The organism is Ancylobacter sp. TW_SC_1 (genome assembly GCF_056836805.1).
Genome location: NZ_CM166365.1, coordinates 3,779,462 through 3,806,119 on the forward strand (window position 1 = coordinate 3,779,462; position 26,658 = coordinate 3,806,119).

General features: G+C 67.8%; 25 protein-coding genes. 13 read left to right on the top strand and 12 right to left on the bottom strand.

All coding sequences use genetic code 11. The features are described from left to right. Nucleotides 1-52 precede the first annotated feature (52 nt). Both AC1PZ7_RS17805 and AC1PZ7_RS17810 read left to right on the top strand, forming a co-directional pair. Nucleotides 53-1,972 carry an acyltransferase family protein gene (locus AC1PZ7_RS17805; RefSeq protein WP_482356523.1) on the top strand — a complete coding sequence of 640 codons (1,920 nt, stop codon included), beginning with the start codon at nucleotides 53-55 and terminating at the stop codon, nucleotides 1,970-1,972. 259 nt (nucleotides 1,973-2,231) lie between these two features. Beyond that, on the top strand, nucleotides 2,232-2,756 hold the full coding sequence (locus AC1PZ7_RS17810; protein ID WP_482359668.1) for a L,D-transpeptidase: 525 nt from the start codon (nucleotides 2,232-2,234) through the stop codon (nucleotides 2,754-2,756). 139 nt (nucleotides 2,757-2,895) lie between these two features. Here the strand turns inward: AC1PZ7_RS17810 and AC1PZ7_RS17815 are convergent, their stop codons facing one another. Then, on the bottom strand, nucleotides 2,896-3,294 hold the full coding sequence (locus AC1PZ7_RS17815; RefSeq protein ID WP_482356524.1) for a gamma-butyrobetaine hydroxylase family protein: 399 nt from the start codon (nucleotides 3,292-3,294) through the stop codon (nucleotides 2,896-2,898). A 233-nt stretch (nucleotides 3,295-3,527) separates the two neighbouring features. Here AC1PZ7_RS17815 and moaA point away from each other — a divergent pair, with 233 nt between their 5' ends. The 3 genes from moaA (at nucleotide 3,528) to AC1PZ7_RS17830 (ending at nucleotide 6,928) form a co-directional block, all read left to right on the top strand. Next, nucleotides 3,528-4,574: a GTP 3',8-cyclase MoaA gene (gene moaA / locus AC1PZ7_RS17820; protein WP_482356525.1), complete on the top strand. Its 1,047-nt coding sequence runs from the start codon at nucleotides 3,528-3,530 to the stop codon at nucleotides 4,572-4,574. A gap of 155 nt (nucleotides 4,575-4,729) precedes the next feature. Beyond that, the gene (locus AC1PZ7_RS17825; RefSeq protein WP_482356526.1) at nucleotides 4,730-5,917 is read left to right on the top strand and encodes an MFS transporter; all 1,188 of its coding nucleotides are present in this window, start codon (nucleotides 4,730-4,732) and stop codon (nucleotides 5,915-5,917) included. Between the two features lie 108 nt (nucleotides 5,918-6,025). Next, entirely contained in the window at nucleotides 6,026-6,928 is a 903-nt protein-coding gene (locus tag AC1PZ7_RS17830) for a DMT family transporter (protein WP_482356527.1), read from the top strand. On the opposite strand, the gene AC1PZ7_RS17835 is transcribed toward AC1PZ7_RS17830, so the two are convergent. From AC1PZ7_RS17835 to AC1PZ7_RS17850, 4 genes are all read right to left on the bottom strand, one after another. Continuing rightward, nucleotides 6,925-7,440, bottom strand: a complete 516-nt coding sequence (locus AC1PZ7_RS17835) for a nuclear transport factor 2 family protein (protein WP_482356528.1) — start codon at nucleotides 7,438-7,440, stop codon at nucleotides 6,925-6,927. The genes AC1PZ7_RS17830 and AC1PZ7_RS17835 overlap by 4 nt on opposite strands. A gap of 98 nt (nucleotides 7,441-7,538) precedes the next feature. Beyond that, nucleotides 7,539-8,639 carry a TRAP transporter substrate-binding protein gene (locus AC1PZ7_RS17840; protein ID WP_482356529.1) on the bottom strand — a complete coding sequence of 367 codons (1,101 nt, stop codon included), beginning with the start codon at nucleotides 8,637-8,639 and terminating at the stop codon, nucleotides 7,539-7,541. A gap of 165 nt (nucleotides 8,640-8,804) precedes the next feature. Further along, nucleotides 8,805-9,893: a TRAP transporter substrate-binding protein gene (locus AC1PZ7_RS17845; protein ID WP_482356530.1), complete on the bottom strand. Its 1,089-nt coding sequence runs from the start codon at nucleotides 9,891-9,893 to the stop codon at nucleotides 8,805-8,807. Nucleotides 9,894-10,090: 197 nt separating this feature from the next. Next, complete coding sequence (locus tag AC1PZ7_RS17850; RefSeq protein ID WP_482356531.1) at nucleotides 10,091-11,179, bottom strand: TRAP transporter substrate-binding protein; 1,089 nt, start codon at nucleotides 11,177-11,179, stop codon at nucleotides 10,091-10,093. A 288-nt stretch (nucleotides 11,180-11,467) separates the two neighbouring features. Between AC1PZ7_RS17850 and AC1PZ7_RS17855 the strand changes: the two genes are divergently transcribed. After that, nucleotides 11,468-12,295 carry an isocitrate lyase/PEP mutase family protein gene (locus AC1PZ7_RS17855; protein WP_482356532.1) on the top strand — a complete coding sequence of 276 codons (828 nt, stop codon included), beginning with the start codon at nucleotides 11,468-11,470 and terminating at the stop codon, nucleotides 12,293-12,295. Nucleotides 12,296-12,304: 9 nt separating this feature from the next. Here AC1PZ7_RS17855 and AC1PZ7_RS17860 read toward each other — a convergent pair whose 3' ends face one another. Next, nucleotides 12,305-13,483: an Mrp/NBP35 family ATP-binding protein gene (locus AC1PZ7_RS17860; RefSeq protein ID WP_482356533.1), complete on the bottom strand. Its 1,179-nt coding sequence runs from the start codon at nucleotides 13,481-13,483 to the stop codon at nucleotides 12,305-12,307. A 242-nt stretch (nucleotides 13,484-13,725) separates the two neighbouring features. On the opposite strand from AC1PZ7_RS17860, the gene AC1PZ7_RS17865 reads away from it, so the two are divergent. The 3 genes from AC1PZ7_RS17865 to AC1PZ7_RS17875 all read left to right on the top strand — a co-directional run bounded on the left by AC1PZ7_RS17865 (nucleotide 13,726) and on the right by AC1PZ7_RS17875 (nucleotide 16,051). Then, the gene (locus AC1PZ7_RS17865) at nucleotides 13,726-14,499 is read left to right on the top strand and encodes a transporter substrate-binding domain-containing protein (protein WP_482356534.1); all 774 of its coding nucleotides are present in this window, start codon (nucleotides 13,726-13,728) and stop codon (nucleotides 14,497-14,499) included. 80 nt (nucleotides 14,500-14,579) lie between these two features. Beyond that, a complete protein-coding gene (locus tag AC1PZ7_RS17870; protein ID WP_482356535.1) occupies nucleotides 14,580-15,302 on the top strand; it encodes an ABC transporter permease in 723 nt (240 codons plus the stop codon). Beyond that, a complete protein-coding gene (locus AC1PZ7_RS17875) occupies nucleotides 15,302-16,051 on the top strand; it encodes an ABC transporter permease (protein WP_482356536.1) in 750 nt (249 codons plus the stop codon). Before AC1PZ7_RS17870 ends, AC1PZ7_RS17875 begins: the two co-directional genes overlap by 1 nt. Before the next feature lie 16 nt (nucleotides 16,052-16,067). Here the strand turns inward: AC1PZ7_RS17875 and AC1PZ7_RS17880 are convergent, their stop codons facing one another. From AC1PZ7_RS17880 to cobT, 3 genes are read right to left on the bottom strand one after another with little or no spacing between them, the layout of a single operon-like run. Then, the gene (locus tag AC1PZ7_RS17880; RefSeq protein ID WP_482356537.1) at nucleotides 16,068-16,805 is read right to left on the bottom strand and encodes a uracil-DNA glycosylase family protein; all 738 of its coding nucleotides are present in this window, start codon (nucleotides 16,803-16,805) and stop codon (nucleotides 16,068-16,070) included. 56 nt (nucleotides 16,806-16,861) lie between these two features. Next, the gene (locus AC1PZ7_RS17885) at nucleotides 16,862-17,386 is read right to left on the bottom strand and encodes a thermonuclease family protein (protein WP_482356538.1); all 525 of its coding nucleotides are present in this window, start codon (nucleotides 17,384-17,386) and stop codon (nucleotides 16,862-16,864) included. Then, a complete protein-coding gene (gene cobT / locus AC1PZ7_RS17890) occupies nucleotides 17,383-18,405 on the bottom strand; it encodes a nicotinate-nucleotide--dimethylbenzimidazole phosphoribosyltransferase (RefSeq protein ID WP_482356539.1) in 1,023 nt (340 codons plus the stop codon). The genes AC1PZ7_RS17885 and cobT overlap by 4 nt, the downstream gene beginning before the upstream one ends. A gap of 126 nt (nucleotides 18,406-18,531) precedes the next feature. Between cobT and bluB the strand changes: the two genes are divergently transcribed. The 4 genes from bluB to AC1PZ7_RS17910 are packed head-to-tail and all read left to right on the top strand — an operon-like array spanning nucleotide 18,532 to nucleotide 20,903. Continuing rightward, nucleotides 18,532-19,173 carry a 5,6-dimethylbenzimidazole synthase gene (gene bluB, locus AC1PZ7_RS17895; protein WP_482356540.1) on the top strand — a complete coding sequence of 214 codons (642 nt, stop codon included), beginning with the start codon at nucleotides 18,532-18,534 and terminating at the stop codon, nucleotides 19,171-19,173. Nucleotides 19,174-19,195: 22 nt separating this feature from the next. Then, complete coding sequence (gene cobS / locus AC1PZ7_RS17900; RefSeq protein ID WP_482356541.1) at nucleotides 19,196-19,984, top strand: adenosylcobinamide-GDP ribazoletransferase; 789 nt, start codon at nucleotides 19,196-19,198, stop codon at nucleotides 19,982-19,984. Nucleotides 19,985-19,998: 14 nt separating this feature from the next. Next, the gene (locus AC1PZ7_RS17905) at nucleotides 19,999-20,181 is read left to right on the top strand and encodes a DUF1289 domain-containing protein (RefSeq protein WP_482356542.1); all 183 of its coding nucleotides are present in this window, start codon (nucleotides 19,999-20,001) and stop codon (nucleotides 20,179-20,181) included. Next, nucleotides 20,178-20,903, top strand: a complete 726-nt coding sequence (locus tag AC1PZ7_RS17910; RefSeq protein ID WP_482356543.1) for a retropepsin-like aspartic protease family protein — start codon at nucleotides 20,178-20,180, stop codon at nucleotides 20,901-20,903. The genes AC1PZ7_RS17905 and AC1PZ7_RS17910 overlap by 4 nt, the downstream gene beginning before the upstream one ends. 16 nt (nucleotides 20,904-20,919) lie before the next feature. Here AC1PZ7_RS17910 and AC1PZ7_RS17915 read toward each other — a convergent pair whose 3' ends face one another. From AC1PZ7_RS17915 to AC1PZ7_RS17925, 3 genes are all read right to left on the bottom strand, one after another. Further along, entirely contained in the window at nucleotides 20,920-21,756 is an 837-nt protein-coding gene (locus AC1PZ7_RS17915; RefSeq protein WP_482356544.1) for a sulfite exporter TauE/SafE family protein, read from the bottom strand. A gap of 52 nt (nucleotides 21,757-21,808) precedes the next feature. Continuing rightward, the gene (gene dusA / locus AC1PZ7_RS17920; protein WP_482356545.1) at nucleotides 21,809-22,810 is read right to left on the bottom strand and encodes a tRNA dihydrouridine(20/20a) synthase DusA; all 1,002 of its coding nucleotides are present in this window, start codon (nucleotides 22,808-22,810) and stop codon (nucleotides 21,809-21,811) included. 758 nt (nucleotides 22,811-23,568) lie between these two features. Further along, nucleotides 23,569-26,505, bottom strand: coding sequence for an autotransporter outer membrane beta-barrel domain-containing protein (locus AC1PZ7_RS17925; protein ID WP_482356546.1), 2,937 nt, complete (start codon nucleotides 26,503-26,505; stop codon nucleotides 23,569-23,571). Nucleotides 26,506-26,658: the final 153 nt, after the last annotated feature.

Here is a 26,658-nt window from a genome sequence, read left to right on the forward strand (position 1 = left end):
TCCACCGGTCATAATGGGCGGCATTTTCGCGTGAACGAGCCTACGGTCTGTCGTGCATCACTCTCTGCGTTATCGCGCCCATATCGACGGACTGCGCGCCGTCGCCGTCCTCGGCGTCGTGCTGTTCCATTTCGGCGCCACCTGGCTGCCCGGCGGTTTCGTCGGTGTCGACATCTTCTTCGTCATTTCCGGCTTCCTCATCTCGAAGTCGATCTATGCCGATGTCGTCGACGGCAGCTTCTCGATCTTCGGCTTCTATGAGCGGCGGATGCGGCGCATCGCGCCGGCCTTCTTCGTGGTGACGGCGCTCACCAGCGTCGCCACCTTCCTCATCCTGTTCCCGAACCAGCTGCTGTCCTATGCGCGCTCGCTGATCTGGTCGGTCCTCGCCTTCGGCAACGTCTATTTCTACCTGCGGGCGGATTATTTCGGCCCCTCGGCCGAAGAGCTGCCGCTGCTGCACTACTGGTCGCTCGGCGTCGAGGAGCAGTTCTATTTCCTGTTCCCGGCGCTCATCCTCGGCTGCCGCCGCTTTTTCCCCAAGGCGCTGCCCTGGGTCGTCCTCGCGCTTCTGGCGACGTCGCTGGCCGCCTGCGAGCTGATACGCCAGCACAACCCGGCGGCCGCCTTCTACCTGCTGCCCTTCCGCGCCTTCGAGCTGCTCATCGGCGCGGCGCTCGCCCTGCCCGGCGTGCGCTTCCCCGAGAACCGCTTCATCGGCAGCACGGCGGTCGTCGCGGGGTCGGCGCTGATCGCCGCCGCCATGCTGCGCATCACCTCGCACTCGCCCTTTCCGGGCCTGCTCGCGCTGCTGCCCTGCCTCGGCGTGGCACTGGTGATCTGGGGCGGCGAGCGCACCCAGGGCCTGCCGGCGCGGCTGCTCGGCCTGCGCCCGCTGCTGTTCTTCGGCGCCATCTCCTATTCGCTCTATCTGGTGCATTGGCCGATCGTGGTCTTCGCCCGACAGGTGGCGCCGGACCTGCCGGCGCCGGCCTTCCTCATTGGCGGCGTCGCGCTCTCGACCCTGCTCGGCTGGGCCTCCTGGCGCTTCGTGGAGCAGCCGGTGCGCTTCAACCGGGCCGTCTTCCCGCGCGCACTGATCTTTGGCGGCACCGCGGCCGGAGCGGCGGCGCTGCTCATCTTCGGCGCCGTCACCACAAGCAACCGGGGCTTTCCCGGCCGGCTCGATCCGGAGATCCAGCGCATTCTCGCCTACACCAACTATGCCTTCCGTTCCGTGGTGCGCGACGGACAGTGCTTCATCCGGCAGGGACAGAGCCCGGCCGATCTGGCGCCCGAATGCCTGCCGACGCACAGGCCCAGCATCGTGCTCTGGGGCAGCAGCCACGTCGCCCAGTTCGTCGGCGCCCTGCTGCCGATGGCGAAGGAACGCGGCTATGCGGTCGGCCAGATCACCGGCGCCGCCTGCCTGCCGCTGCTCGACTTCAAGAATCCGCACTCGCCGGTCTGCGACGAGCTGAACCGCTTCGCCTTCGACTGGCTGCTGAAGCACAAGCCCTCGATCGTCGTCATCGGCGGCGACGTCTTCGTGTCGCCCGATCATCTGACCCAGCTCGACAGCGCGATCGCGCAGCTCACCGCTGCCGGCATCAGGGTAGTCGTGCTCGGCCCGATCCCCATGTACAAGCGGCCGGTGCCGGAGATCCTCGCCGTGCGCATGTACCGGCAGAATGCCGATACGCGGGCGTCCGAGGACATGGACGAGGCGACCTTCCGCTCGGACCGCCTGCTGACCAAGCACTTCGCCAAGGACCCCAAGGTGCTCTACGTCTCGATCCTGCAGAACATGTGCCCGGACATGAACTGCCACATGCTGCTCGACGGCGAGCCGATGGAGTTCGACGCCACCCATTTCACCAAGAAGGGCGTGGCCTATTACGGAAGCCGGCTCGGCGACCTCATCTTCGGCACCGAGCCGCCCGCGACACCGGCCCCCTCGGCCGGTCCGTAGGATGGCGTCCCCTGTTGCCTTTGCGCCATAGCGCCCGGCAATCGCCATCCCTCACGCCTTAGTCAGTCTGCGCTTGACGAAATGCGCGGCATACTCGTGCCATCCGTCGATACCGACATGGCCTCGGCGGTTGTCCGGCACGGCTCCGCCAAGGGCACGGCAGGATGTATCTAACGATCGTATGGGGCTTACGATGCGACTGAAGACAATGGCGGCCACCATGCTGGCCGCACTGACGCTGGCGGGCACCGTTCCCGCCATGGCGCAGACCGCGACGCCTTCCTTCTTCAGCTTCTTTCCGCGTCCGTCGAATTTCGGCAACGGGCCGGTGAGAGGCGGCTCGTCGATCCGCCGGCAGGTCGTGCCATACGCGGCCAAATACGCACCGGGTACCGTCGTGGTGAACACCGCCGAACGGCGCCTTTACCTCGTGCAGGATAACGGCACGGCAGTGAAGTACGGCATCGGCGTCGGTCGCGACGGCTTCCGCTGGTCGGGCGTGAAGACCATTACCCGCAAGGCCGAGTGGCCGGGCTGGACGCCGCCGCCGCAGATGCTGCAGCGCCGCCCCGACCTGCCGCGCTATATGCCCGGCGGCATCGACAACCCGCTCGGCGCGCGCGCCTTGTATCTCGGCTCGACGCTCTACCGCATCCACGGCTCCAACGAGCCGGAGACCATCGGCCAGGCGGTATCCTCGGGCTGCTTCCGCATGACCAATGACGACGTCACCGACCTGTACAACCGCGTGCGCGTCGGTACCAAGGTGGTCGTGCTGAACTGACACCGACGCGCGAGCCCCCTTCGAGCGCCATCCCGGACGGTCGCAAGGCTGCCCGGAATCGGCGCCTCGGCCGGGGCGCGCCTACGCGCCGGACACGTCGCCTCGGCTTGGCTAAACGCCCGCGCAGGGCGCAAACCGCTCAGTGGCGGCGCACGGCGCCGGGGGCGTCGCGCGACAGGTTCTTGGCCGCCAGCTCCTGCAGATACCGCTTCCAGCGGTCGTCCTGCTCGCGACCGAGCTGGTGCAGCAGCTCCCACGTATAGATGCCGGTCGAATGCCGGTCGTCGAAGATCAGCCGTACCGCGTAGTTGCCGACCGGGATCGCCTCGTCGATCCGCACCTCGCGCTTGCCGGCGACGAGTTGGCGATCGGCCGGCGAATGGCCCTGCACTTCGGCGGACGGGCTCTCGACCCGCAGATACTCCGCCGGCAGGCTGAAGCTCGCCCCATCCTCGAAGGCGATGGTCAGCGCGCGGCGGTCCTTCTGGACCTTGATCTCGGTCGGCCAGGCGTCGGTCACGAGCATCTTCCCCTTCATGCGTCCGTCCCCACATAGAGAGGCGACGGGGTTTCGCCAAGCACCCCGAGCGTCGGGCATTCGTCCCCGGACACGGCGCGGCGGCCGCCGCGGACGCACGGCACCTTGCCGGAACGCACGTCACAAATGGTTTAGGCTATCGGTCGATAGGGGTCTGCGCCTTGGCACGGAGCTCGACCAACATTAGAAATGTCCTGAGCAAGTGGCGCCGCCCGGCGCATGGGAGCGAAAACGTGAGCAGCGACGAAGCCGTCATCGACCGGGTCCAGCGGGAAATTCCCCGCGCCCCGCTGGTCGACACGTTCGGCCGCGCGGTGACCTATCTGCGCGTCTCGGTGACGGATCGCTGCGACTTCCGCTGCGTGTACTGCATGGCGGAACATATGACGTTCCTGCCCAAGCCCGAATTGCTGACGCTGGAGGAACTCGACCGCCTGTGCTCGGCCTTCGTCGCGCGCGGCGTGAGGAAGCTGCGCCTGACCGGCGGCGAGCCGCTGGTGCGGCGCGACGTCATGACCCTGTTCCGCTCCATCGGTCGCCATCTCGATTCCGGCGCGCTGGACGAGCTGACGCTGACCACCAACGGCTCGCAGCTCGCCCGTTTCGCCCGGGAACTGGCCGATTGCGGCGTCAAGCGCATCAATGTCTCGCTCGACACGCTGGACCCGGCGAAATTCCGCGCGCTGACCCGCTGGGGCGACCTCTCCAAGGTGCTGGCCGGCATCGATGCCGCGCAGGAAGCCGGCATTCATGTGAAGCTCAACGCGGTGGCGCTCGCCGGCGAGAACGAGCACGAGATCCCCGGCCTGATCGAATGGGCGCATGGCCGCGGCATGGACGTCTCGCTCATCGAGGTCATGCCGTTGGGCGAGACCGGGGCGGAGCGCATCGACCAGTACCTGCCGCTCTCCACCGTGCGCGAGCGCCTCGCCCGTCACTGGACGCTGGAGGACATACCATTCCGCACCGGCGGCCCGGCGCGCTATGTCAGCATCCGCGAGACCGGCGGCAAGCTCGGCTTCATCACCCCGCTGACGCATAATTTCTGCGAGGGCTGCAACCGCGTGCGCGTCACCTGCACCGGCACGCTCTATATGTGCCTCGGCCAGGACGACGCGGCGGATCTGCGCAGCCCCCTGCGCGCCTCCGAGAGCGACGAGAAGCTGCACGCGGCGCTCGATGAGGCCATCTTCCGCAAGCCCAAGGGGCACGACTTCGTCATCGACCGCCCCGGCCAGCCCCCGGCACTGCGCCGCCACATGAGCGTCACCGGAGGCTGAGTCAGCCGGCCGGTCTCGCGCCGTTCCGTCTGCAGCGCATGCCTGCCACGCGCGGCCGTTTGTTGCTGCAATGCAACATAACGTGCATATGCTGCGTCGATTCACGCTGCTAATCCGTTAGCAATCCGAGCCCCTTCAAAAGCACGAGCCCTCCGATGCAGCTTCCGCTGTTGGCCCTCGCCATGGCCTCCTTCGGCATTGGCACCACCGAATTCGTCATCATGGGCCTGCTGCCGGAGGTTGCCACCGACCTCTCGGTGACGATTCCGGCCGCCGGACTTCTCGTCACCGGCTATGCGCTCGGCGTGGTCATCGGCGCGCCCATCGTCGCCATCATCACCAACTCCCTGCCGCGCAAGGCGACGCTGATCGGCCTCGCCAGCATGTTCGTCGTCGGCAATTTCCTGTGTGCCGTCGCGCCGGACTACTGGTTCCTGATGGGCGCGCGCGTCGTCACCGCCTTCTGCCACGGCGCCTTCTTCGGCATCGGCGCGGTGGTGGCGGCGAGCCTCGTGCCGCCGAAGCAGCGCGCCAGCGCCATCGCGCTGATGTTCGCCGGGCTGACGCTCGCCAATGTGCTGGGCGTGCCGCTCGGCACCGCGCTCGGCCAGGCGTTCGGCTGGCGCTCGACCTTCTGGGCGGTGGTGATCATCGGCATCCTCGCGGTGAGCGCCATCGCGCTGTGGGTGCCGCGCAACATTCCCCATTCCGCCGGCAACATCATCCGCGAATTCGCCGTGCTGAAGCGCCCGCAGGTGCTGCTCACCATGATGATGAGCGTGCTCGCCTCGGCGAGCCTGTTCTCGGTGTTCACCTATATCGCGCCGCTGCTGCGCGACGTCACCGGCCTCGCCCCGCACACCGTCACCTATGTGCTGCTGCTGTTCGGCGTCGGCATCACCATCGGCAATCTGCTGGGCGGCAGGCTCGCCGACTGGCGGCTGATGCCCTCGCTGATGGGCACCTTCATCGGCCTCGCCGCCGTGCTGGTGGTGCTGGTCTTCGTCAGCCCGTTCGAGGTCGCGACCGTCGCCACCGTGTTCTTCTGGGGCATCCTCGTCTTCGCCGTCGTCGCGCCGATCCAGATGCGCGTCGTCGACGCGGCGGTGGGCGCGCCGAACCTCGCCTCGACGCTCAATCAGGGGGCATTCAACCTCGGCAATGCGGCGGGGGCGTGGATCGGCGGCTCGGCGATCACGCTCGGCGTCAACTATGCCGACCTGCCCTGGCTCGGCGCGGTTCTCTCGGTCGGCGCCCTCGGCCTGTGCGTCGTCTCGCAGGCGCTGGAACGCCGCAGCGGCGGGCTGGCGCAAGCCGGGGCCACCGTCTGCGAGGAATGCTGAGGCTTCTTTCCCCCTCGCCGGCCGGGTCGACCGGCGGATGGCCGATCCGGCCGTGATTCCGTCTTTTTTCAGTGGCTTAAGAGCCGCCTCCTGTTCGGACCTCTTCCCATGCATGCCCCCATCGCCAACCGTCGCGGCATCCTCCTGATGATCGCCGGTTCGTCGATCTTCTCGACCAACGACGCCTTCTCCAAGCTCGCGCTGCAGCACATCCCGCCGTCGGAGATCCTGGCGGTGCGCGGCATCATCGCCGCCCTGCTGCTGATCGCCGTGCTCGGCTGGAAGGGCCAGCTACCGTCCCTGCGTCTCGTCGCCGATCGGCGGGTGCTGCTGCGCGCGGTGGCGGAAGCCTGCGTGGCGATGATGTTCATCACCGCGATCACCGTCATGTCGATCGCCGATTCGACCGCGATCCTGCAGGTCGCCCCGCTCGCCACCATGGCGGCGGCGGTGTTGTTCTTCGGCGCACACATCGGCTGGCGCTACTGGACGGCGGTCATCATCGGCTTCGCGGGCGTGGTCATGATCGTCAAGCCGGGCAGTTCGGCCTTCGACGCCATGGCCCTGCTGCCGCTCGGCTGCGCCCTTCTCATCGCCTTCCGCGACTTTATCACCGGCCGCATCGGCGCCCATGTGCCCACCCTCGTCGTCACCTTCGGCACCACGGTCGTCGGCATGAGCTTCGGTTTAGCCGGCAGCTCGGTCGAGCAGTGGCACGCCATCGACCTGACGACGTTCGCCTATCTGATCGGCGGCAGCGTGTCGCTCGTCATCGGCCACATGCTGACCATCGCGGCGTTCCGCGGCACCGATCCCTCGGTGATCGCGCCGTTCCGCTACGCCGCCGTCGTGTGCGCGGTGGGGCTCAGCGCGCTCATCTTCCACGACATGCCCGATCTCGTCTCGATCGGCGGCATGGCGCTCATCATGGCGGCGGGGCTGTACACCATGCACCACCACATGCGGATGCCCAAGCGCACGTCCACCACCAGACTGGCGCCCGGCGGCTAGTTCTCGAAGACGCGGGGAGGAAGCTTCGGATCGAGCACCTTGCGGGCGATCTCGGCGCCCCCCACCGGAAGTCCCGTCGGATCAAGCAGGCCGATCTGCACCAGCACGCTCGCCTGATCCCAATAGACGTGCTCGTGCGAGACCTTGTCGTCCTTGAAGCCGACGATCACCACGAGGGCTACTTCGACAGGCTTGCCGGTGGGCGCGACACCCGGCAGCAGCCAGTCGATCATCGTGGTGTGGGTGAAGCTGACCACCTGCTCCAGGACGAGCTGATGCTCGTCGACCGTCTCCGAGACATCGGTCATCACCACATCAGGCGGAAAGAACTTGCCCACCAGATGGTTGGCGTAGAAGTGACGCACGCCGTCGCGGCCGACGCCCCCCGCCATCGTCGGCACGCTGTTGAGATGCGGATCATCCGACATCGTCGCCATGGTGGTTTCGAGATCGCCGGCCAGCTCGGCGGCGACATGCTTCTGAAACGCTTCGATTTTCTTGTTCGTGGCCATTTCCGCTCCCCTTTCGAAAGAAGCGCGCGGCTCATCCTCGGGAGGCGCGGCCATGAGGGGAGCGGCAACGCGTCGCCGCCCGCCGTCCCGGCGCCGCCCTACCCCCGGGTGCGGGCGCGGATCATATAGCCATCATAGGGATACTCGCCGACCTGCCACCAGAGGTATTCCTCGTTGCGGAAGCCGAGCATCGATTCGTAGATCGTCTTGAACTCCGCGTTCTTGGCGCAGATTTCCGCCATCAGCGCGGTGTTCTCCTTGTACGAGGCGTCCATCACTTCCTGCGGGAAGGGGCGCAGTTGTGCCCCGCCGGCCACCAGCCGGCGCAGCGCCGCCGGGTTGCGCGCGTCGTACTTGGCCAGCATGTCGGAATTGGCATAGGCCGCCGCCGCCTCGAACGCCGCCTGATAGGGCCGCGGCAGTTCGTTCCACGCCTGCAGGTTGGCGATGAAGTGGATGGTCGGGCCGCCCTCCCACCAGCCGGGATAATAGTAATAGGGCGCGACGCGGTTGAAGCCCAGCTTCTCGTCGTCCACCGGGCCGACGAACTCGGCGGCGTCGATGGTGCCCTTCTCCAGCGCCGGATAGATGTCGCCGCCGGCGAGATTCTGCGGCACCAGCCCGAGCCGCGCCAGCACCTGCCCGGCGATGCCCGGAAGGCGCATCTTCAGTCCCTTCAAGTCGGCGACGGTCTTGATCTCCTTGCGAAACCAGCCGCCCATCTGCGCGCCGGTATTGCCGCCGGCGAAACCGATGACGTTGCTCTTGGCGAGGAAGGCGTTCTGCAGCTCCGTGCCACCGCCGTGATAGAGCCACGCCGTCTGCATGCGCGCGTTGAGCCCGAAGGGCAGCGTGGTGAAGGGCGCGAAGGCCGGATTCTTGCCGATATAATAGTAGAGCGCGGTCTGGGCGACCTCGACCGTGTGGTTCTGCACCGCGTCGAGCGCCTGCAGCCCCGGCACGATCTCGCCCGGCGCGAAGACGTCGATGGTGAAGTGCCGGTCGGTCGCCTCGCCGACATATTTCGACAGCAGCGTCGCCGCGCCGTAGATCGTGTCCAGCGACTTCGGGTAGCTCGACGTCAGGCGCCAGCGGACCTGCGGCAGGGTCTGCGCGATGGCGGGGGCGGCGATCACCGAGGCGGCGGTGGCAAGGCCGGCGCCCTTGATCAGGCTGCGGCGGGAGGTCGGGGTCGGCATCGGCGTTTCCTCTTTTCTTGTTACGGCGTCTTTGCGGCGTGGCGCGCGGCGGGCTTCCTTCGAGGCTCACTGCGTTCGCACCTCAGGATGACGTGGCTCTGGGACACGACATCATCCTGAGGTGCCGCCGAAGGCGGCCTCGAAGGATGTTCGGTAGGGTGCGCCCTACCCCCGCGAGCGGGCACGGATCATGTAGCCGTCATAGGGATACTCGCCGACCTGCCACCAGAGGTACTCCTCGTTGCGGAAGGCGATGAGCGAATCGATGATCTTCTTGAAGCCGGCATTCTTCGCCCCGATCTCCGCATACAGCTCATTGGTGGCCGTCCAGGAGGCATCGAGGAAGCTCTGCGGGAAGGTGCGCAACTGCGCCCCGGCCGCCACCAGCCGGCGCAGCGCCGCGGGATTATAAGCGTCGTACTTGGCCAGCATGTCGCTGTTGGCATAGGCGACGGCGGCCTCGAAGATCGCCTGATAGGGCTTGGGCAGCGCGTTCCACTTGGGCAGGTTGACCACGACGTTCATCGTCGGCCCGCCGTCCCACCAGCCCGGATAATAGTAATAGGGCGCGACGCGCACGAAGCCGAGCTTCTCGTCGTCATAGGGGCCAACCCACTCGCAGGCGTCGATGGTGCCCTTCTCCAGCGCGGCATAGATGTCGCCCGGGGCGATCTGCTGCGGCACCACGCCGAGCTTGGCCACCACCTGCCCGGCAATGCCGCCGATGCGGAACTTCAGCCCCTTGAAGTCGGCGAGGTCCTTCACCTCGCGGCGGAACCAGCCGCCCATCTGCGTCCCGGTATTGCCGCCGAGGAACCCGACCAGATTGTACTTGGCGAGGAACTCGTCCTGCAGCTCGCGCCCGCCGCCATGGTAGAACCAGGCGTTCTGCTGCCGGGCGTTGAAGCCGAAGGGCATGGTGGTGAAGCAGGCGAAGGACGGATCCTTGCCGGTATAGTAGTAGAGCGGCGTCTGCGCGACGTCGACCGTGCCGTTCTGCACCGCGTCGAGCGCTTGCAGCCCCGGCACGATCTCGCCGGCGGCGTAGTTCTGGATGACGAAGCGCCCTTCGGTGGCCTCGCTCACATATTTCGACACCAGCTCATTGGCGCCGAAAATAGCATCCAGCACCTTCGGCACGGACGATGTGAGCCGCCATCTGACCTGCGGCGCGTTCTGCGCGAGGGCGGGCGCGGCGAGAGTGGCGGCCGGTGCGGCGATGGCGGCGGTGCGGAGAAAGGCGCGGCGCTTCATGGGCAGGCATCCCTACGATACGGGCGGCGGATGTTTGCAACAGCCGGCCGCGCAGGGCAACCGCGAAGGCGCGGCGCGCCCTCCTCGCTCGTCGTCATCCCGGACCGCCGAAGGCCAAGCCGGGATCGCGCGCTAGGGAAGGAAAGCGATCCCGGCTCTCGCTGCGCGAGGCCGGGATGACGCCTCTGCGGTCCGCCTCAGCCGCGCGGGCGGGTGCGGATCTGGAAGCTGTCGAAGGTGTACTCCGCCACCTGCCACCACAGGTTTTCCTCGTTGCGGAAGGCCTGCATGGTGTCGATGACCTTCTTGAAGTCCGGGTTCTTGGCGGAAACCTCGGCCCAGAGCTCGTTGGTCGCCTTGAGGCAGGCTTCCATCACTTCCATCGGATAGGGGCGAAGCTGCGTGCCGTTGGCGACCAGCCGCTTGATGGCGGGCGGGTTCTGCACATCGTAGCGCGCCTGCATGATGGTGTTGGCATAGGTCGAGGCGGCAATCAGCGCCGCCTGGTAGTTCTTCGGCAGCTCGTTCCACTTGGCGAGGTTGGTGAAGGCGTGGATGGTCGGGCCGCCCTCCCACCAGCCGGGATAGTAGTAATACTTCGCAACCTTGTAGAAGCCGAGCTTCTCGTCGTCATAGGGGCCGACCCATTCGGCGCCGTCGATGGTGCCCTTCTCCAGCGCCGGGTAGATGTCGCCGCCGGCGATCTGCTGCGGCACCACGCCGAGCTTGGCCATCACCTGCCCGGCGATGCCGCCGATGCGCATCTTCAGGCCGTTGAGGTCGGCGACGGTCTTGATCTCCTTGGAGAACCAGCCGCCCATCTGCGTCCCGGTATTGCCGCAGGGCAGGCCGTAGACGTTGTATTTCTTGTAGAATTCGTTGAAAAGCTCGTTGCCGCCGTTCTGGTACAGCCAGGCGTTCTGCTGGCGGGCATTGAGACCGAACGGCACCGACGCGGCCACCGCGAAGGTCGGATCCTTGCCGACGAAATAATACGAGACGGTGTGACACATCTCGACCGTGTTGTTCTGCACGGCGTCGAGCACCTGCAGGCCGGGCACGATCTCGCCGGCGGCGAACACCTGGATCTGGAACTTTCCGTCGGTCAGTTCGGACACCATCTTCGACAGGACGTCGGCGCCGCCATAGATGGTGTCGAGCGACTTCGGGAAGCTGGAGGCCAGACGCCAGCGGATTTCCGGGGCGGATTGGGCGATGGCCGGGGCGGCGACGGCGGAGGCCGCAACGCCGGCACCGGCGGCGGCAAGGAACTGGCGACGCTTCATAGGGGGCTGTTCTCCTGAAGGGAATTTCCTCGACGGTGCGGTGAGGCGCATTTGCGCGCGTCCGCACACGAATTGCTTGCTTGTACGTAGTCCTACGTCAGGCATAGGGGCCGTGCAACCGCACCCCGATGCGCCTTTCGGTCAACGCCAGGGCCTTGCCTGAACCTGCCTGAGGGAAGACGGGACGTCGCCGCGACCGGGTGGTTTCGCCGTTTCGGGGGCTCATTTGTTCTTGCTTTGTTCGGCACCCATTGCTAGCGTCGCACCATATTTCGCGGAGACACACCGATGCTGGACAAGGCCGCCCGCTTCCGCGCCCTGCATGAGGGGCCCGGCGCGTTCATCCTGCCCAATCCGTGGGACGCCGGCACCGCCCGCATCCTCGCCGCCTGCGGCTTTCCCGCGCTGGCCACAACAAGCGCGGGCATGGATTTCTCGCGCGGCGTCGCCGAAGGCACGACCTCGCGGGAAGATCTGTTCGCCCATTGCGCCGGCATCGTCGCTGCGACGCCGCTGCCCGTGTCGGCCGATCTTGAAATGGGCCTCGGCGACAGCCCCGAGAGCGCGGGCGAAACCATCCGCGCCGCCGCGGCCATCGGGCTGGCAGGAGGCTCGCTGGAGGATCATACCGGACGACGCGACGCGCCGATCTACGAGTTCAGCCTCGCCGTCGAGCGCATCGCGGCGGCGGTGGAGGCGCGGCAGGCATTGCCGGGTGATTTCGTGCTGACCGCGCGGGCCGAGAACTTCCTGTGGGGCCGGCCCGATCTTGACGACACCATCCGCCGGCTGCAGGCCTTCGAGGCGGCGGGAGCGGACGTGCTGTACGCCCCCGGCTTGCCGGATCTCGACGCCGTGCGTACGGTCTGTTCGGCGGTCTCTCGGCCGGTGAACGTCGTCATCGGCATCGGTGGAGCCCGCTTCACAAGGGACGAACTCAGCGCGGCCGGGGTCCGGCGCATCAGCATCGGCTCCAGCCTCGCCCGGCTCGCCTATGGCACCGTTGCCCGCGCGGCGCAGGCGATGCAGCGGGATGGGCGCTTCGATTTCGTCGGCGAGGCCATGGGCTTCGCCGAGATCGAGGCCTTCTTCACGCCCTTCGAGGAAGGGGGCTGAACCGCCCCCTCACCCTTCCATCACGATGCGCGGGGCGGGCCGCGCGGCGGCGCGGCGGCCGGCAAGCGCCTCGCGCACCGCATTGGCGATCGAGCGGTAGATCTCCGCCTCCGGGCTGTCGGGACGCGTCGCCACCAGCGGCAGGCCGGCGTCCGAGGTCTCGCGGATCGACATCTGCAGCGGCACCTCGCCGAGGAAGGGCACGCCGAGACGCTGCGCCTCGTGCCGCGCGCCGCCATGGCCGAAGATGTCGGAGCGGGTGCCGCAATGCGGGCACAGGAAGTAGCTCATATTCTCGACCACGCCGAGCACCGGCACGTTCACCTTCTGGAACATGGCAATGCCGCGCCGGGCATCGATCAGCGCGAGATCCTGCGGGGTGGAGACGATCACCGCGCCGGCCAGCGGCACCTGCTGCGCCATGGTGAGCTGCGCGTCGCCGGTGCCGGGCGGCATGTCGACGACGAGGATGTCGAGCGGCGCCCAGTTCACTTCCTTCAGCATCTGGCTGATCGCCGACATCACCATCGGCCCGCGCCAGATCATCGGCGTCTCCTCCTCGACGAGGAAGCCGATCGACATGACCTTGAGCCCGAAGGCCTGCATCGGGTGGATCATCCGGCCTTCCACCTCGGGGCGGCCCTTCAGCCCCATCAGGCGCGGCACCGAGGGGCCATAGATGTCGGCGTCGAGCAGGCCGACCTTGAGGCCGAAGGAGGCGAGGCCGAGCGCGAGATTGGCGGCCAGCGTCGACTTGCCGACGCCACCTTTTCCAGAAGCCACGGCGATGATCGAGCCGACGCCCGGCAGGCCGGGGGTTTCCTTCTGCGGATCGGCCGGCGGCTGCGCATGCCCGGCGTGGGAATGGCCGGCATGCGAGTGCCCGGCATGACCCTGCCCCGACACCTTGACCGGCTGGGCGCCACCGGCCGGCGCGGAACCCGCCTTGCGCTCGGCGGTCAGCGCCACCAGCGCCGAGGTCACGCCCGGCGTGCCGCGCACGGTGCGCTCCACCGCGGCGCGCACCGGTTCCCAGGTCTGCGCCGCGCCGGCATCGACGGTGATCGACATGTAGACCTTGCCGTCCGACACGAGGATATCCGACAGCGCGCCGGTCTCGGTGACGGGCCTGCCGTCCGGGGCCGTAACCTGCGCCAGCCTCGCCCTCACATCGTCTGCGGTCGCCATCTCGCGCTCCTCTTCAATGACGTCCGCTGGTGAGACACCAGCACGGCGGCAGCGTCAACCCGTCCCGCGCCGTGGCCCGATCGGCCGCGCTTATGGCGCTGCACTGCACATAAATGGGTCAGTTCGACTTTCTGACTAGGGATATGGCACCCCCGTTGCGCAAGGTTCGGAAAAAGTGCCAGCATGGGTTGCCGGGAAACAAAGAACAGCCGGCCCAGGGCAACCTACCAGAGGGGAACATCATGAGCTTCACGACCCGTCTTGCCGCCGTGGCCGTGCTCGTCGCAGCGACGCTGGGCGGCGCTTCCGCCAAGGAGTGGAAGACCGTCCGCGTCGGCACCGAAGGCGCCTATCCGCCCTTCAACTATATCGAGCACGGTGAATTGAAGGGCTTCGACGTCGATATCGCCAAGGCCGTCTGCGAGAAGATGAAAGTGACCTGCACCTTTGTCGCGCAGGACTGGGACGGCATCATCCCCGCTCTTCTGGCCGGCAAATACGACGTGATCGTCGCGTCGATGTCGGCAACCCCCGAGCGTGCCAAGCAGGTGCTGTTCTCGGACAAGTATTACAACACTCCGGCCAGTTTCATTGCGCCGAAGGACACCAAGATCACCGACACCTCGCCCGCCGGCATGAAGGGCAAGGTCGTCGGCGCGCAGGGCTCGACCATCCATTCGAGCTACCTTGAGGACGTGTATGCAAAGGAAGGCATAGAGGTGAAGCTCTACGGCAAGCAGGACGAGGCCAATCTCGACCTCGCCAATGGCCGCCTCGACGCCATCCTCGCCGACAAGGTGATGCTGATGGACTGGATCAACTCGAAAGAAGGCGCCTGCTGCAAGTTCATCGGCCCGGAATACAAGGACGAGAAGTACTTTACCCCGGTCGCCGCCGCCTTCCGCAAGGACGATGCCGATCTGGCGGCGATGTTCAACAAGGGTATCGCCGAGATCGTCGCCGACGGCACCTACAAGAAGATCAACGACAAGTACTTCCCCTTCAGCGTCTACTGACGCTCCGCTCCGCAGCGCCGTTCCGGTGGGCTCCCGGGACGGCGTCTTTCCGCCGCTGACCGTGGGGCGCGCCGTCCATCATGCTGAATCTCCTCGAGCTGCTCTCCTTCGGCCCCAACGGCTGGGGCGACGAGATCGCGCAGGGGGCGCTGCTCACCATCGAGCTCGCTCTCGTCACCCTGCCCGTCGGCATCGCCATCGGGCTCCTGGTGGCGCTGGCGAAGGATTCTCATTCCGCCGTGCTGCGCGGCCTCGGCAATCTCTACACCACCGTCTTCCGCGGGCTGCCGGAGCTGCTGACGCTGTTCATCGTCTATTACGGCGGACAGATGCTGCTGACCAGGATCGCCGAGTCTCTCATCGAGGGCGCGCATGTCGAGGTGAACCAGTTCGTCGCCGGCGTGGTGGCGCTGGGCCTGGTGCTCGGCGCCTTCTCCAGTGAAGTTCTGCTGGCGGCCATCCGTTCCGTGCCGAAGGGCCAGAAGGAGGCCGCGGCGGCGCTCGGCCTGTCGGGCTGGAGCATCTTCCGGCTCGTGACCTTCCCGCAGCTCTGGCGTGTCGCGCTGCCGGGCCTGTCGAACAACTGGATGGTGCTGCTCAAGGACACGTCGCTGGTCTCGGTGATCGCCATCAGCGACCTGATGCGCCAGACCGCCATCGCGGTGGGCGTGACCAAGCAGCCCTTCTTCTTCTACCTCGTGGCCTGCCTGATCTATCTGGTGTTCTCCGGCGTCTCGAGCGCGGTGTTCTCCAGCCTGGAAACCCGGGCGTCGCGCGGCTTCAAGCGCGTGGGAGGCCACTGATGCAGGCGATCCTCGACACGCTCGGCTCCGGCTTCCTCTCGCTGATGTCACTCATCGGCCTCAACGCCGACCTGATGGACCGCTATGGCCTGCGCTTCCTCGACGGCGTGTGGGTGACGCTGAAGCTGGTCGGCATCTCGGTCTTCCTCGGCGCCCTGCTCGCCCTGCCGCTGGCGGTGGCCCGGACCGAGGGCGGCAAGTTCCTCGCGCGGGCGTCCTTCACCTATTCCTATTTCTTCCGCGGCACGCCGCTGCTCGCCCAGACCTTCCTCATCTATTACGGCGCCGGGCAGTTCCGCGAGCAGCTCACCGACATCGGGCTGTGGTGGTTCTTCCGCGACGCGTTCAACTGCGCGGTGTTCACTTTCACCCTCAACACCGCCGCCTATCAGTCGGAGATCCTGCGCGGCGGCATTCAGAGCCTGCCCGTCGGGCAGATGGAGGCGGCGCAGTCGCTCGGCCTCTCGCGCTTCCTCGCCTATCGCAAGGTGATCCTGCCGCAGGCCATCGCCGTCGGGCTGCGTCCGCTCGGCAACGAGCTGGTGCTGATGATCAAGTCGAGCGCCATCGCCTCGGTCATCACGGTCTACGACCTGATGGGCGTCACCCGCCTCGCCTTCTCGCGCTCCTACGACATGGAGGTCTATCTCTGGGCGGCGGTGCTCTATCTCCTGATGGTCGAGACCGTCCGTCGGGTGTGGGACGTGCTGGAACGCCGGCTGAACCGGCACCTGGCGGTGTCGCGTTAGACCGTTCCGTTCCCGGTCATCCCGGCCGAGCACGGCGAGGGCCGGGCTCGCTCGCCGGTTCCATCGACGCTCCCGGATCGGCCTGCGGCCGTCCAGGATGACGGCCAGCGTCTGGCCCCGACCCCAGCAGCCGCGCCACCTCTTGCCGCAGCACCGGCAGGATCTCCGCCTCGAACCAGGGATGGCGCTTGAGCCAGCCGGTGTTGCGCCACGATGGATGCGGCAGCGGCAGGAAGCGCGGCGCCGTCCGGGCCTCCCAGATCTCGCGCCAGCGCATCACCCGCTCGGTGAGGCCGCCGCCCGCGAAGCGCTCCAGCCCCAACCGCTTGAGGTGATAGGCCTGCGAGGCCGCGCCCACCGCCAGAACAAGATCGAAGGGCGGGCGCGCCGCGAACAGCCGGTCGTGCCACAGGGGTGCGCATTCGCGGCGCGGCGGCAGGTCGCCGCCCTTGGCGTCCTGGCCGGGAAAACAGAAGCCCATGGCGGCGATGGCGAACTTCTCGCCGTCATAGAAGCTGTCGCGGTCGATTCCCAGCCAGGCGCGCAGCCGGTCGCCCGAGGCGTCGTCGAAGGAGCGGCCGGAGGCGTGCACCTTGGTGCCCGGCGCCTGCCCGGCGATCAGGATGCGCGCCTTCGGCCCCACATGCAGCACAGGGCGCGGCGCGTGCGGCAGCGGCGTTCCGCGCGGATGCTCCACGCAGGCGCGGCAGGCCCGGATGGCGGCGAGCAGGGTTTCAAGGGTGTCCGGAGGCATGCGACGTAGATAGGCATGCCCGACCCATCCGTCATCCCGCCGGGACGACGGCGCGCTCACTCCGCCACGGGTCTGGGATGCCGCGCCCGCCAGTCGGCCGGCATCTCGAACGGCCCGGCCCAGACGCCGCGCCCGGCCTCGCGCGCGGCGCGCTGCTCGGAGGCATAGGCGAAACCGGTCGCCACCGCCCAGCCCTGCGCGACCAGCGCCGCGCCGATGTCGCGACCGTCGACCGCGCAGACGGAAACGGCGCGGCGGTAACGGTCCTCGTCCACGGGACGGCAACTTACCTTTCCCTGCGCGACGATTGCCGCCATTGCGGCGCGCGCCCGCTCGCCGCAGGGCCACGTCTTCTCCCCCTCGCCGCAGCTCTGGTGCAGTTCCGGTGCGTCGATCCCCTCGAGCCGCACCCGTTCGCCGTCGATTTCCAGGCTGTCACCATCCGCCACCCGCACCGCGCCGGTGAGCGCGGGAACGAACCGCTCGGCGACCAGCGCGACGACGATGAGCACCGCCGCGACGAGGACCGCGCGAAACGTGTCCGACCGCCAGCCGCGCGGGCGAGGCCGGCGCGGCCTCACGCTTCCGCCACGCCCGCTTCGGCGAAGGTCGACATACCGGCATGGCAGGCCACCGCCGCCTTGATGACACCGATCGACAGCGCCGCACCGGAACCCTCGCCGAGCCGCATGTCGAGATCGAGCAGCGGCGCGAGGCCGAGCCGCTCCAGCACGGCGCGGTGCGCCGGCTCGGCCGAGACATGGCCGGCGAAGCAATGGTCGAGCGCCGCCGGGTCGAGTGCCTTCAGCACCGCGGCGGCGGCCGCCACCACATAGCCGTCGAGCACCACCGGCACGCGCTGCAGCCGCGCGGCGAGGATGGCGCCGGCCATCGCCGCCACCTCGCGCCCGCCGAGCTTGCGCAGCACCTCCAGCGGATCGTCGAGATGCCCCTTCGAGCGGAGCACCGCGGCGCGCACCGCCTCGATCTTGCGGGCGAGTACATCACCCGTCGCTCCGGTGCCGGGTCCGACCCATTCCCCGGCCTCGCCGCCATACAGCCCATGGAAGATCGCCGCCGCGACCGTGGTGTTGCCGATGCCCATCTCGCCGAGGCACAGAAGGTCCGGCTCGCCGGCCAGCGCCTCCATGCCGAAGGCCATGGTGGCGGCGCATTCGGCCTCGGTGAGCGCGTCCTGCTCGACAATGTCGGGCGTGGGGATGTCGAGCGCGAGGTCGAACACCCTGAGCCCGGCGCCGAACACGCCGCAGATCTGGTTCACCGCCGCCTTCCCGGCCGTGAAGGTGGCGACCATCTGCTTGGTGACTTCCGGCGGATAGGGCGACACGCCGCGTCCCGCGACCCCGTGCGTGGCCGCGAACACGGCGACGGTCGGCCGGTTGATCGCCGGGATCTCCCGGCCCTGCCAGCCGGCGAGGCGGATGGCGATCTCCTCCAGCCGCCCCAGCGCGCCGGGCGGTTTGACGAGCTGGCGCTGGCGCTCGGCGGCGGCGCGGCGCGCGGTCTCGTCGGCGGCCGGCATCTGGGCAACGAGGTTGCGGATGTCGTCGAAGGGAAGGCCGGTGGCGGAGCGCAACATGGGACCTCTCGTCCGTGGAGCCCGGTCTGATGGCGATAGGGGTCGCATCGGGCGCGGCGGCGGGGTAGACCCTCGCTGAGGAGCGCGCAACCCTTAAATCCCGCAGCCTCGCCCCAAGGAGCATGCATGGCCGCGCCGCCCACCTTCGATGCGACCTTCCTCGAAGGGCTCGACCGGCTCTTCGCGTGGCGGCGCGATGTGCGGCGCTTCGCGACCGATCCGCTGGACGAGGCGACGTTCGCGGGCCTTCTGGCCGGCGCCTCGCGGGCGCCGAGCGTCGGCCTCAGCCAGCCCTGGCGCTTCGTGCGGGTGCGCGGGACGGAGCGGCGCGCCGCCATCCGCGCCCTCTTCGAGGCCGCTAACGCCGAGGCGCTCGCCCTTCAGCCCACCGAGCGCGCCGGGCTCTATGCGCGGCTCAAGCTCGCCGGGCTGGACGACGCGCCCGAACAGCTCGCCGTCTTCGTCGAGCCGGAGCCGGAGACCGGCCACGGCCTCGGCCGCGCCACCATGCCGGAGACGGTCGCCTATTCCGCCGTGCTCGCCATCCACACCTTCTGGCTGGCCACCGCCGCGCGCGGCATCGGCGTCGGCTGGGTGTCGATCCTCGACCCCGAGCCGGTGGCCCGCGCCCTCGACGTGCCGGCCCGCTGGCGGCTGGTCGGCTATCTGTGCATAGGCTATCCCGCCGAGCCCTCGGACGTGCCGGAACTCGAGCGCGCCGGCTGGGAGCATCGCCGCCCGGCCGCCGACTTCATCATCGAGCGGTGAACGAGGCCGAGGGAAGCCGACCATGCCCGTCCCCGTGATATCCGACATTCCCGCGGCGCTGCGCTTCCTGTCGCGGCTGCCGGTCCGCCTGCCGTCGGAGCCGGCGAGCGACGGCCCGCCCGACCTCGACCGCCTCGGCCCCGCCTTGCCGCTCGCCGGCGCGGTCATCGGGCTGATCGGCGCCGCGGTGCTGATCGTCGCCCATGGCATCGGCCTCGACGGCTTTCTCGCCGCCACGCTCGCCGTCGCCACGCTGGTCGTGATCACCGGCGCGCTGCATGAGGACGGCCTGTCCGATGTCGCCGACGGGCTCGGCGGCATGAGCGTCGCGCGGCGGCTGGAGATCATGAAGGACAGCCGCGTCGGCGCGTTCGGCGTCTGTGCGCTCATCCTCGCCTTCGCCCTGCGCATCGGCGCGCTGGCGGGCCTGCTGGCGATCGCACCGCTGGCCGCCGCCGCCGGGCTGGCCGCGGCGGTCGCCGTCTCGCGCCTCGCTGGGCTGTGGATGCTCGCCGCCCTGCCCTTCGCGCGTGCCGACGGCCTCGCCCGCAGCGCCGGCGTGCCCGGCGCGGAGAGCCGGCGCAAGGCCTTGCTGATCGCGCTTGTGATCGCGGCACTTCTGGTGTTCCCCATCCTCGGCGCGCTGCCGCTCGCCGGCGGCCTCGTCCTCGGAGCGGCGGCCTTTCTCGGTGTCGTCCGCCTTGCCCGCGCCCAATTCGGCGGGCAGACGGGAGACGTCGCTGGAGCCGCGACCCTGCTGGTCGAGATTGCCTTCCTGATGGGTCTGCTTATCTTCGCCCGGCATTCCTGAGCGTACCGATTCCGATGCCGAGCACCATCTCCACACCCTGCGTTTCCGTCTGCACGCTGGATGCCGCCGGGCGAACCTGCCTCGGCTGCGGCCGCAGCGTGGCGGAGATCGGCGCCTGGAGCACGCTCAGCGAGGCCGAGCGGCGCGCCATCATGGCCCGCCTGTCCGTCCGTGCCGCTTCGGGAGCCGTGCGATGAATGCCGACCGCCTGATGTGGATCGTGGTGATCGGCCTTGCCGGCGGCATAGGGCTGATCTTCTGGACGTCGCGGTTCGGCAATATCGCCGGCCTCGGGGCGGGCGATCTGGCACAGCTGGTCTTCTACGGTTCGCTGCTGCTGGTCGTCGGCGCCAGCGTCTTCGCCACCTTCACCGGACGCATCGGCGAGGCGCTGCGCGCCGCCGCGCTCTGGCTCGTCATCTTCGCCATACTGGCGGTCGGCTACACCTTCCGCTTCGAGCTGCACGCTGTCGCCTATCGCGTGCTGGCGGAGCTGGCGCCCGGCTATGCGGTGCCTCTGGCGCAGGACGGCGGCCCGGCCGTCGAGGTCGCGCGCGCCCGGGACGGCGATTTCAACGTGCGGGTCGAGATCAACGGCAACCGCATTCCGATGCTGGTCGACACCGGCGCCTCCAGCGTCGTGCTCACGCCGGAAGACGCGGTCGCTGTCGGGCTGCCGATCGAGTTTCTGCGCTACGACATCCCGATCGACACCGCCAATGGGCGCGGCCGGGCGGCGGCCGTGGTGCTGGACCGCATCGAGATCGCCGGCAGCATCGAGGAGCGCGACGTGCCCGCCCTCATCGCCAGCCCCGGCACGCTGAAGCACAGCCTGCTCGGCATGACGTTCCTGTCCCGCCTCGCCAGCTTCGAGATCCGCGGCGAGAAGCTGGTGATGCGGGCCAAGGTCGTCGAGTAGCCGGCGGCCCGGCGCCTCACTCGGCGATGAGCGCCACGACGAAGCGCAGGCCGACGATCAGCAGATAGAGACCGAAGCCGACTTCGAGCTGGCGCTTGGTGAAGGCGTGCGCCATCCGCGCGCCCAGCGGCGCGGCCAGGGTCGCGACGCCGCCCACCAGCACCAGGCCCGGCAGCGAGATGTAGCCGAGCGAGAAGGGCGGCAATTCGTCGAGATGCGACATGCCGCTGAGGATGTAGCCGATGGTGCCCGGCACCGCGATCAGCGCGCCGAGCCCGGCCGACGTGGCGATCGCGGTGTGGATAGGCACCCGGTAGAGCGTCAGCACCACCGTGGCGATGCCGCCTCCCGAGATGCCGATCAGCGGCGCCGAGGCGCCGATGCCGAAGCCGTAGAGCGTCATCGGCACCCGTCCGGGCAATGTGTCCGACAGCACCCAGCTGTCGCGGCCGAACAGCAGCTTGGACGACATCAGCGCCGCGAACAGGACGAAGGCGATCTTCAGCACCACGTCCGGCGACACCGCTGCCAGCAAGGTGCCCGCCACGACGCCGGCCACCAGCGGCACGGCCCATTGCCTCATGATGCTATTGTCGATCTTGGTGCGACGTCGATGGGCGAAGTAGGAGCGCAGGGCCGTCGGCACGATGATGGCCAGCGCGGTGCCGACCGAGAGATGCATGCGCTCGGAGTCATCCACCCCCACCGCACCGAACACCTCATAGAGCACCGGCACGATGATCGCGCCGCCGCCTATGCCGAACAGCCCGGCAAGGATGCCGGTCGCCAGGCCCGCCACCAGCAGGACGCCGGAAAGCCACAACAGATGTTCGAGGGGAATCGCCTGTACCATCACGCCACCACATCACGCCTTCGATCCGGACCACCAGGTGATGGCCCCTGTTTCATGCCACCATGGCACGCCGCTCCTCGGCCTTGCGCACCTCGTCGACGGCCGCGCGCAGCACGTCGAGACCGGCTTCGGCCTTCACCCCTTCGGTCGCGAGGTGGCGCCGGTAGGCGCGCGCGCCGGGACGGCCGGGAAAAAGGCCGAGCATGTGGCGGGTAATGTCGTGCAGCCTGCCGCCCGAAGCGAGATGGGCGGCGACATAGGGCTCGAAGGCCGCGACCGCGGCGAAGGCGTCGGCATGCGGATCGGCCTCGCCGAAGAACAGGCTGTCCACCCGCAGCAGCAGCTCGGGCTGCTGATAGGCGGCACGGCCGAGCATCACGCCGTCGACATGGGCAAGGTGGGCCTGCGCCGCTTCCAGCGTGCCTATGCCGCCATTGATGCTGACGGGCACGTCCCGCAGCCGGTTCTTCAGGCGATAGACCCGGTCGTAGTCGAGCGGGGGAATGTCGCGATTTTCCTTGGGGGAGAGCCCTTCCAGCCAGGCCTTGCGGGCATGGACGACCAGCGCGTCCGCCCCCACTGCGAGCACCGCGTCGGCCAGAGCGTCGAGCGCGACCTCCGGATCCTGTTCGTCAACGCCGATGCGGCACTTCACGGTGACGGGGATGGCGACCTCGGCCTTCATCGCCGCCACGCAATCGGCGACCAGCGCCGGATCGCGCATCAGGCAGGCGCCGAAATTGCCGCCCTGCACGCGGTCGGACGGGCAGCCGACATTGAGGTTCACCTCGCCATAGCCCCACTCGGCGCAGATCGCCGCCGCCTTGGCCAGCGCCGCCGGATCCGATCCGCCGAGTTGCACCGCGACCGGGTGCTCCTCGGCCGAGAAGCCGATCAACCGGTCGCGGTCGCCGAAGATCACCGCATTGGCGGTGACCATCTCCGTATAGAGCAGCGCCCGCCGCGACAGCACGCGATGGAACGCCCGGCAGTGCCGGTCGGTCCAATCCATCATCGGGGCAACGGAAAATCTAAATGATTTATTTTTCGACATTATATTTGTGACAACAAGGAACTGGGTCGCGTCGTGTACACTCGATTTTTGGCCACGATACGCCCCAGTTTCCGATTTTTCGACGCGTGCGTGCACACGGAGCGCACACGGATTGGCTACCTTCACTAAACTAAAATCCGGCTCCTGGAGAGCCCATATCCGTCGGTAGGGGCAGTACGACTACGAGACGCTCCTGCGCCGCAGGGATGCCGAGGAATGGGCGCTGGGCGAGACGCTCACCCCTCTCAAGATCGCCGAGTTCGACCGCGAGCGTCTCATCAAGTTAGGAAGGACCCCCGCAAAGGAAGGGGCAGGCCCGCTCACGCCCGGCATGGACTTCGGATCCAACAAGACCGTGCACTCCCACACTGCCGCCGTCCATGGCGTAACAATCTCGACGGAGCCACTCGATCTCGCGCGCATCGCACTCAAGCGGCTCGGTCTGATCGGGAAAGGCGGGAAACGCGATCGCCGGCCAACTCGGGACGAACTCGATCGTATCATCACCGCGCTGGACGAGAACCCTCGACATTGCCGCTAAACCGACAGATCCAGGCGAGAGGAAGCGGCCGCGCGAGTCGAACCTCTCGCGCGACGCGCCGAGCCTCTCCGCTGCAGAGCCTTCCCGCTACGGCGCGATCACCGCAGCGCATCCCGCAGGTCCGGCCCGGAGGTTCTCCGCCTTGCGGGAGCGCCGATGCCTGAACCGCGCTCCGGTACGGCATAGGCCGGGCTGGAAGTGCCGCGGCCTCACACCGTCAGAAGCGCCACTTCAGATTGGCCTGCACGGCGTTCACGGTCACGTCGTCGGCGAACTGGCCCACATAGGACAGGCCGACCCGCACCTGCTCGTTGATGTGCAGATCCGAGCCGATCTCAACCAGGGCGGTGTTTTCGGCGAGCGGCACGCCGGCCACGCTGAAATTTGCACCCGGCGCGCTGAGGAAGAACAGGCGCGCCTCCGGCGTCGTGTCGCCGAAGGCATATTGCCACGCGACCGAGGCATGGGGTTCCAGCGCCAGCCCGCCAGGCAGATCCATGGTTGTGGCGGCACGCAGCCCGAGCGAGGAGTAGCCGACGCCCATCGACGAGGACGAGCCCGCCAGCCCGGCGGAGGCGCCGGTCTCGGTGAAGCTGTCCGTATCGACATGGACGTAAGCGAGGCCGGCGAACGGCTCGAAAGCGAACTGTTGGACGGCGAAGCTGTAGCCAAGCTCTCCAAACACCTGCGCGGTGCCGCCGTCATAGTCCGCCTTCGCCTGCTCGGCATAGCCGGGATAGGCGATGGTGCGCTCGGCGTCGATCTGGTTGAAGGCATAGGTGGCGCCAAAGCGCAGCGCCAAGGGGCCGGATCTTGTGCCGGCATAGAGGCCCAGGATCAGGCTGTTCACATCGGACGAACTCGCCAGCGCATCGACATTGGCGCTCGACCGGGAATAGCCCACCGCCGCGCCGAGCAGCCAGTTGTCCACCTTCACATCCGCGCCGCCGACAATGCCGCCAATGGAGGCGTCGACGGACGACGTGCCCGCGTCGCCGTCATAATCGCTCCAGCCGCCAAAGGCCTGCGCCCAGATCGTCCCGTTGAACGCCGGCTCGGAAGAGGCCGGCGCCTTGGTGGGAAACGGAACGGCGGGCGTGGTCGGCGGGGCGTAGGCGAGCGCCGGCCCGCCAAAGCCGAGCGACGCGAGCGGACCCGTCTCGCCGGCATAGGCCCCCTGACGCAGGCGCCCGAGCAGGGCCTGCCGGCTGTAGAGGCTGTCGCCGATCAGCACGGATTGCTGGCTGGCATAGGCCTCGCCGGACAGCGCGTCGAGCGCGCCGCCCAGTTCGGCCGCACCGACGCCGTATAGGGGGGCAAGCGCACCCGGCAGACTGGTCAGCATATCGGCCGCGCTGTTGTTGATGATGCCGTCGATCGCGGCACCCACGGCGCGCTGGTTGCGCGTGTTGCCCGGCATGCCGGCAAGGTCGGCGGCGACACTCACCGACACGGTGGTCGGCGCGTAGTTCACGGTGGCGTCGAACAGCGCGGGAAGGCCGCTGGTGGTGAAGCTGTCATAGGTGCCGGTTATCCCCTCGGTCGCCCTGAGCAGCGTGGTGGTCTTGGCGAAGCTCGTGGCCTGGAAGTTCGCCTGCAACATGCCGGCGAGCCGTACCGTGCCCTCCACCACCAGCAAGTCATTGCCCGCGTCGGTCACCCGCGGGGCGAACCAGCCGGCGGAGGTCTGCACGAAGGTGCCTTTGAAGAAGCTGGTGATCGGCACGCCGGTGCCGGTCACGCCGATCCAGCCACTGTTCTCGAACCGCTTCTCGGCTCCCAAGGTCGCGGCGATGCGGCCATCGATGATGCCGGTGTTGACGATCACGCTGCCGAAGCTGTCGGCACCGGTGCGCAGCGCATCGGCCACTGCGGTGGCTTTCAACGTGCCGGAATTCAGCAGGGTGCCGTAAAGCCCGTGCATTTCCACCGCCGCGCCGGCGATGCCGGTCGCGGAGATGGTGCCGGAATTGGACAGCACGCCATAGGTCTCGCCACGGATGCCGAGGCCGCCATTGCCACTGACCTGGATGGTGCCGCTATTGATGATGTCGTCGCCCTTGATGCCGGAAAGGGCGGCGGCATTGTCATCCGTGAACGTCAGATCGCCAGTGTTCCGGATCGGGTTGTAGATGCCGGGAATGGTGGCGAGATAGCCGTGGATGCCGGTGTCGTCGACATAGATACCGATGACATTGTCGCCATAGGCGGAATTCGCCGACACGACGGTGCCGGGGATGTCGATCTCGTACCAGGTCACACGCCCCAGCGCATCGATATGCATCACGGCGGGATGGACGGCGCCATCGGCGGAAATCCAGTTGACGACGAGATTGTACTCGTTGGCCCGGCCAGCGCTGGTTATGCCCTCGAAATGCGTGGCGATCGCGCCGGGATGGTCATAGGTCTCGTAGGTACCGGTGGTCTGATCATAGATGTAGCCGTGTTCCGGGCCGAGGCCGCCCCCGATCTCGGCCATGGCATAGCCACCCGCAATCTTGTCGCCATAGATGCCATAGGCCGTGGTGCTGATGGCGCCGGTTATGTTGTTGGTCGTGTAGGCGCCGGTATTGATATTGTAGATGAAGGCGTTGCCGGTCGCGAGAGCGGTATCGTAATTGCCGACCACCTGATTGCCGAAAGTGCTGTGGGCAATGGTGAACAGCGTCCGCGCGCTGGAACTTGGATAGATCAGGGTGGTGAGCGTCTCTCCCGGCGCGGCGGCGGCGTCATAGAGATAGCTGTAGTCGTAGGGAGACGAATCCGCGGTCTGATAGCTGCCCACCGTGCGCAGGATGCCGCCCGGATTGCCGAAGCTCGGCCCATAGGGCGACGAGCCGATGGCGCCCGGGTAATTCGCGCCGTTGGTGGTCACCACCGGCATGACCGACCATGTCTGTGTGGTCATGTTGTAATAGATTCCGCCAGTGTCGGCGGTGCCGGGGATGATGTAATTGCCGACGATGTTGTCGCCGCGAATGCCGGTGAGGAACGTGTCGTGGGATCCAAAATCCAGCGTCTGATAGGTCGTCGGCGCCGGAGGCAAAGGCTCGGCATGGGCCGCCTGGGCGATGCCGCCGACGCCAAGACCGATTGCAACGACCTGGCGCAGGCGCGCGCCCGATATCCCACGAGAAGCCCACCCTGGTTTCATGCAACGCTCCGCACTCCCCCGGAATGTGGGGCAGCAATACCTATCGGTCGCTTCGTGCCATAGCGATGACATTTATTGGCTGCAATTCGGACAGCCCGCCCCGGTGCCGGCGCAGCGCCGCGGCTTCGAAGATTTTGGCGCCGTTCATCGCTG

What these genes read in the sequence shown, in the direction of transcription:
- AC1PZ7_RS17865 (WP_482356534.1), top strand. Translation starts at nt 13,726, where the DNA reads ATGAGCTTCACGACCCGTCTTGCCGCCGTGGCCGTGCTCGTCGCAGCG.
- AC1PZ7_RS17880 (WP_482356537.1), bottom strand. Translation starts at nt 16,805, where the DNA reads ATGCCTCCGGACACCCTTGAAACCCTGCTCGCCGCCATCCGGGCCTGC.
- AC1PZ7_RS17810 (WP_482359668.1), top strand. Translation starts at nt 2,232, where the DNA reads ATGGCGCAGACCGCGACGCCTTCCTTCTTCAGCTTCTTTCCGCGTCCG.
- AC1PZ7_RS17830 (WP_482356527.1), top strand. Translation starts at nt 6,026, where the DNA reads ATGCATGCCCCCATCGCCAACCGTCGCGGCATCCTCCTGATGATCGCC.
- cobS (WP_482356541.1), top strand. Translation starts at nt 19,196, where the DNA reads ATGCCCGTCCCCGTGATATCCGACATTCCCGCGGCGCTGCGCTTCCTG.
- dusA (WP_482356545.1), bottom strand. Translation starts at nt 22,810, where the DNA reads ATGTCGAAAAATAAATCATTTAGATTTTCCGTTGCCCCGATGATGGAT.
- AC1PZ7_RS17860 (WP_482356533.1), bottom strand. Translation starts at nt 13,483, where the DNA reads ATGGCGACCGCAGACGATGTGAGGGCGAGGCTGGCGCAGGTTACGGCC.
- AC1PZ7_RS17905 (WP_482356542.1), top strand. Translation starts at nt 19,999, where the DNA reads ATGCCGAGCACCATCTCCACACCCTGCGTTTCCGTCTGCACGCTGGAT.
- AC1PZ7_RS17855 (WP_482356532.1), top strand. Translation starts at nt 11,468, where the DNA reads ATGCTGGACAAGGCCGCCCGCTTCCGCGCCCTGCATGAGGGGCCCGGC.
- AC1PZ7_RS17835 (WP_482356528.1), bottom strand. Translation starts at nt 7,440, where the DNA reads ATGGCCACGAACAAGAAAATCGAAGCGTTTCAGAAGCATGTCGCCGCC.
- bluB (WP_482356540.1), top strand. Translation starts at nt 18,532, where the DNA reads ATGGCCGCGCCGCCCACCTTCGATGCGACCTTCCTCGAAGGGCTCGAC.
- AC1PZ7_RS17925 (WP_482356546.1), bottom strand. Translation starts at nt 26,505, where the DNA reads ATGAAACCAGGGTGGGCTTCTCGTGGGATATCGGGCGCGCGCCTGCGC.
- AC1PZ7_RS17910 (WP_482356543.1), top strand. Translation starts at nt 20,178, where the DNA reads ATGAATGCCGACCGCCTGATGTGGATCGTGGTGATCGGCCTTGCCGGC.
- AC1PZ7_RS17870 (WP_482356535.1), top strand. Translation starts at nt 14,580, where the DNA reads ATGCTGAATCTCCTCGAGCTGCTCTCCTTCGGCCCCAACGGCTGGGGC.
- cobT (WP_482356539.1), bottom strand. Translation starts at nt 18,405, where the DNA reads ATGTTGCGCTCCGCCACCGGCCTTCCCTTCGACGACATCCGCAACCTC.
- AC1PZ7_RS17845 (WP_482356530.1), bottom strand. Translation starts at nt 9,893, where the DNA reads ATGAAGCGCCGCGCCTTTCTCCGCACCGCCGCCATCGCCGCACCGGCC.
- AC1PZ7_RS17815 (WP_482356524.1), bottom strand. Translation starts at nt 3,294, where the DNA reads ATGAAGGGGAAGATGCTCGTGACCGACGCCTGGCCGACCGAGATCAAG.
- AC1PZ7_RS17875 (WP_482356536.1), top strand. Translation starts at nt 15,302, where the DNA reads ATGCAGGCGATCCTCGACACGCTCGGCTCCGGCTTCCTCTCGCTGATG.
- AC1PZ7_RS17840 (WP_482356529.1), bottom strand. Translation starts at nt 8,639, where the DNA reads ATGCCGACCCCGACCTCCCGCCGCAGCCTGATCAAGGGCGCCGGCCTT.
- AC1PZ7_RS17825 (WP_482356526.1), top strand. Translation starts at nt 4,730, where the DNA reads ATGCAGCTTCCGCTGTTGGCCCTCGCCATGGCCTCCTTCGGCATTGGC.
- AC1PZ7_RS17850 (WP_482356531.1), bottom strand. Translation starts at nt 11,179, where the DNA reads ATGAAGCGTCGCCAGTTCCTTGCCGCCGCCGGTGCCGGCGTTGCGGCC.
- AC1PZ7_RS17915 (WP_482356544.1), bottom strand. Translation starts at nt 21,756, where the DNA reads ATGGTACAGGCGATTCCCCTCGAACATCTGTTGTGGCTTTCCGGCGTC.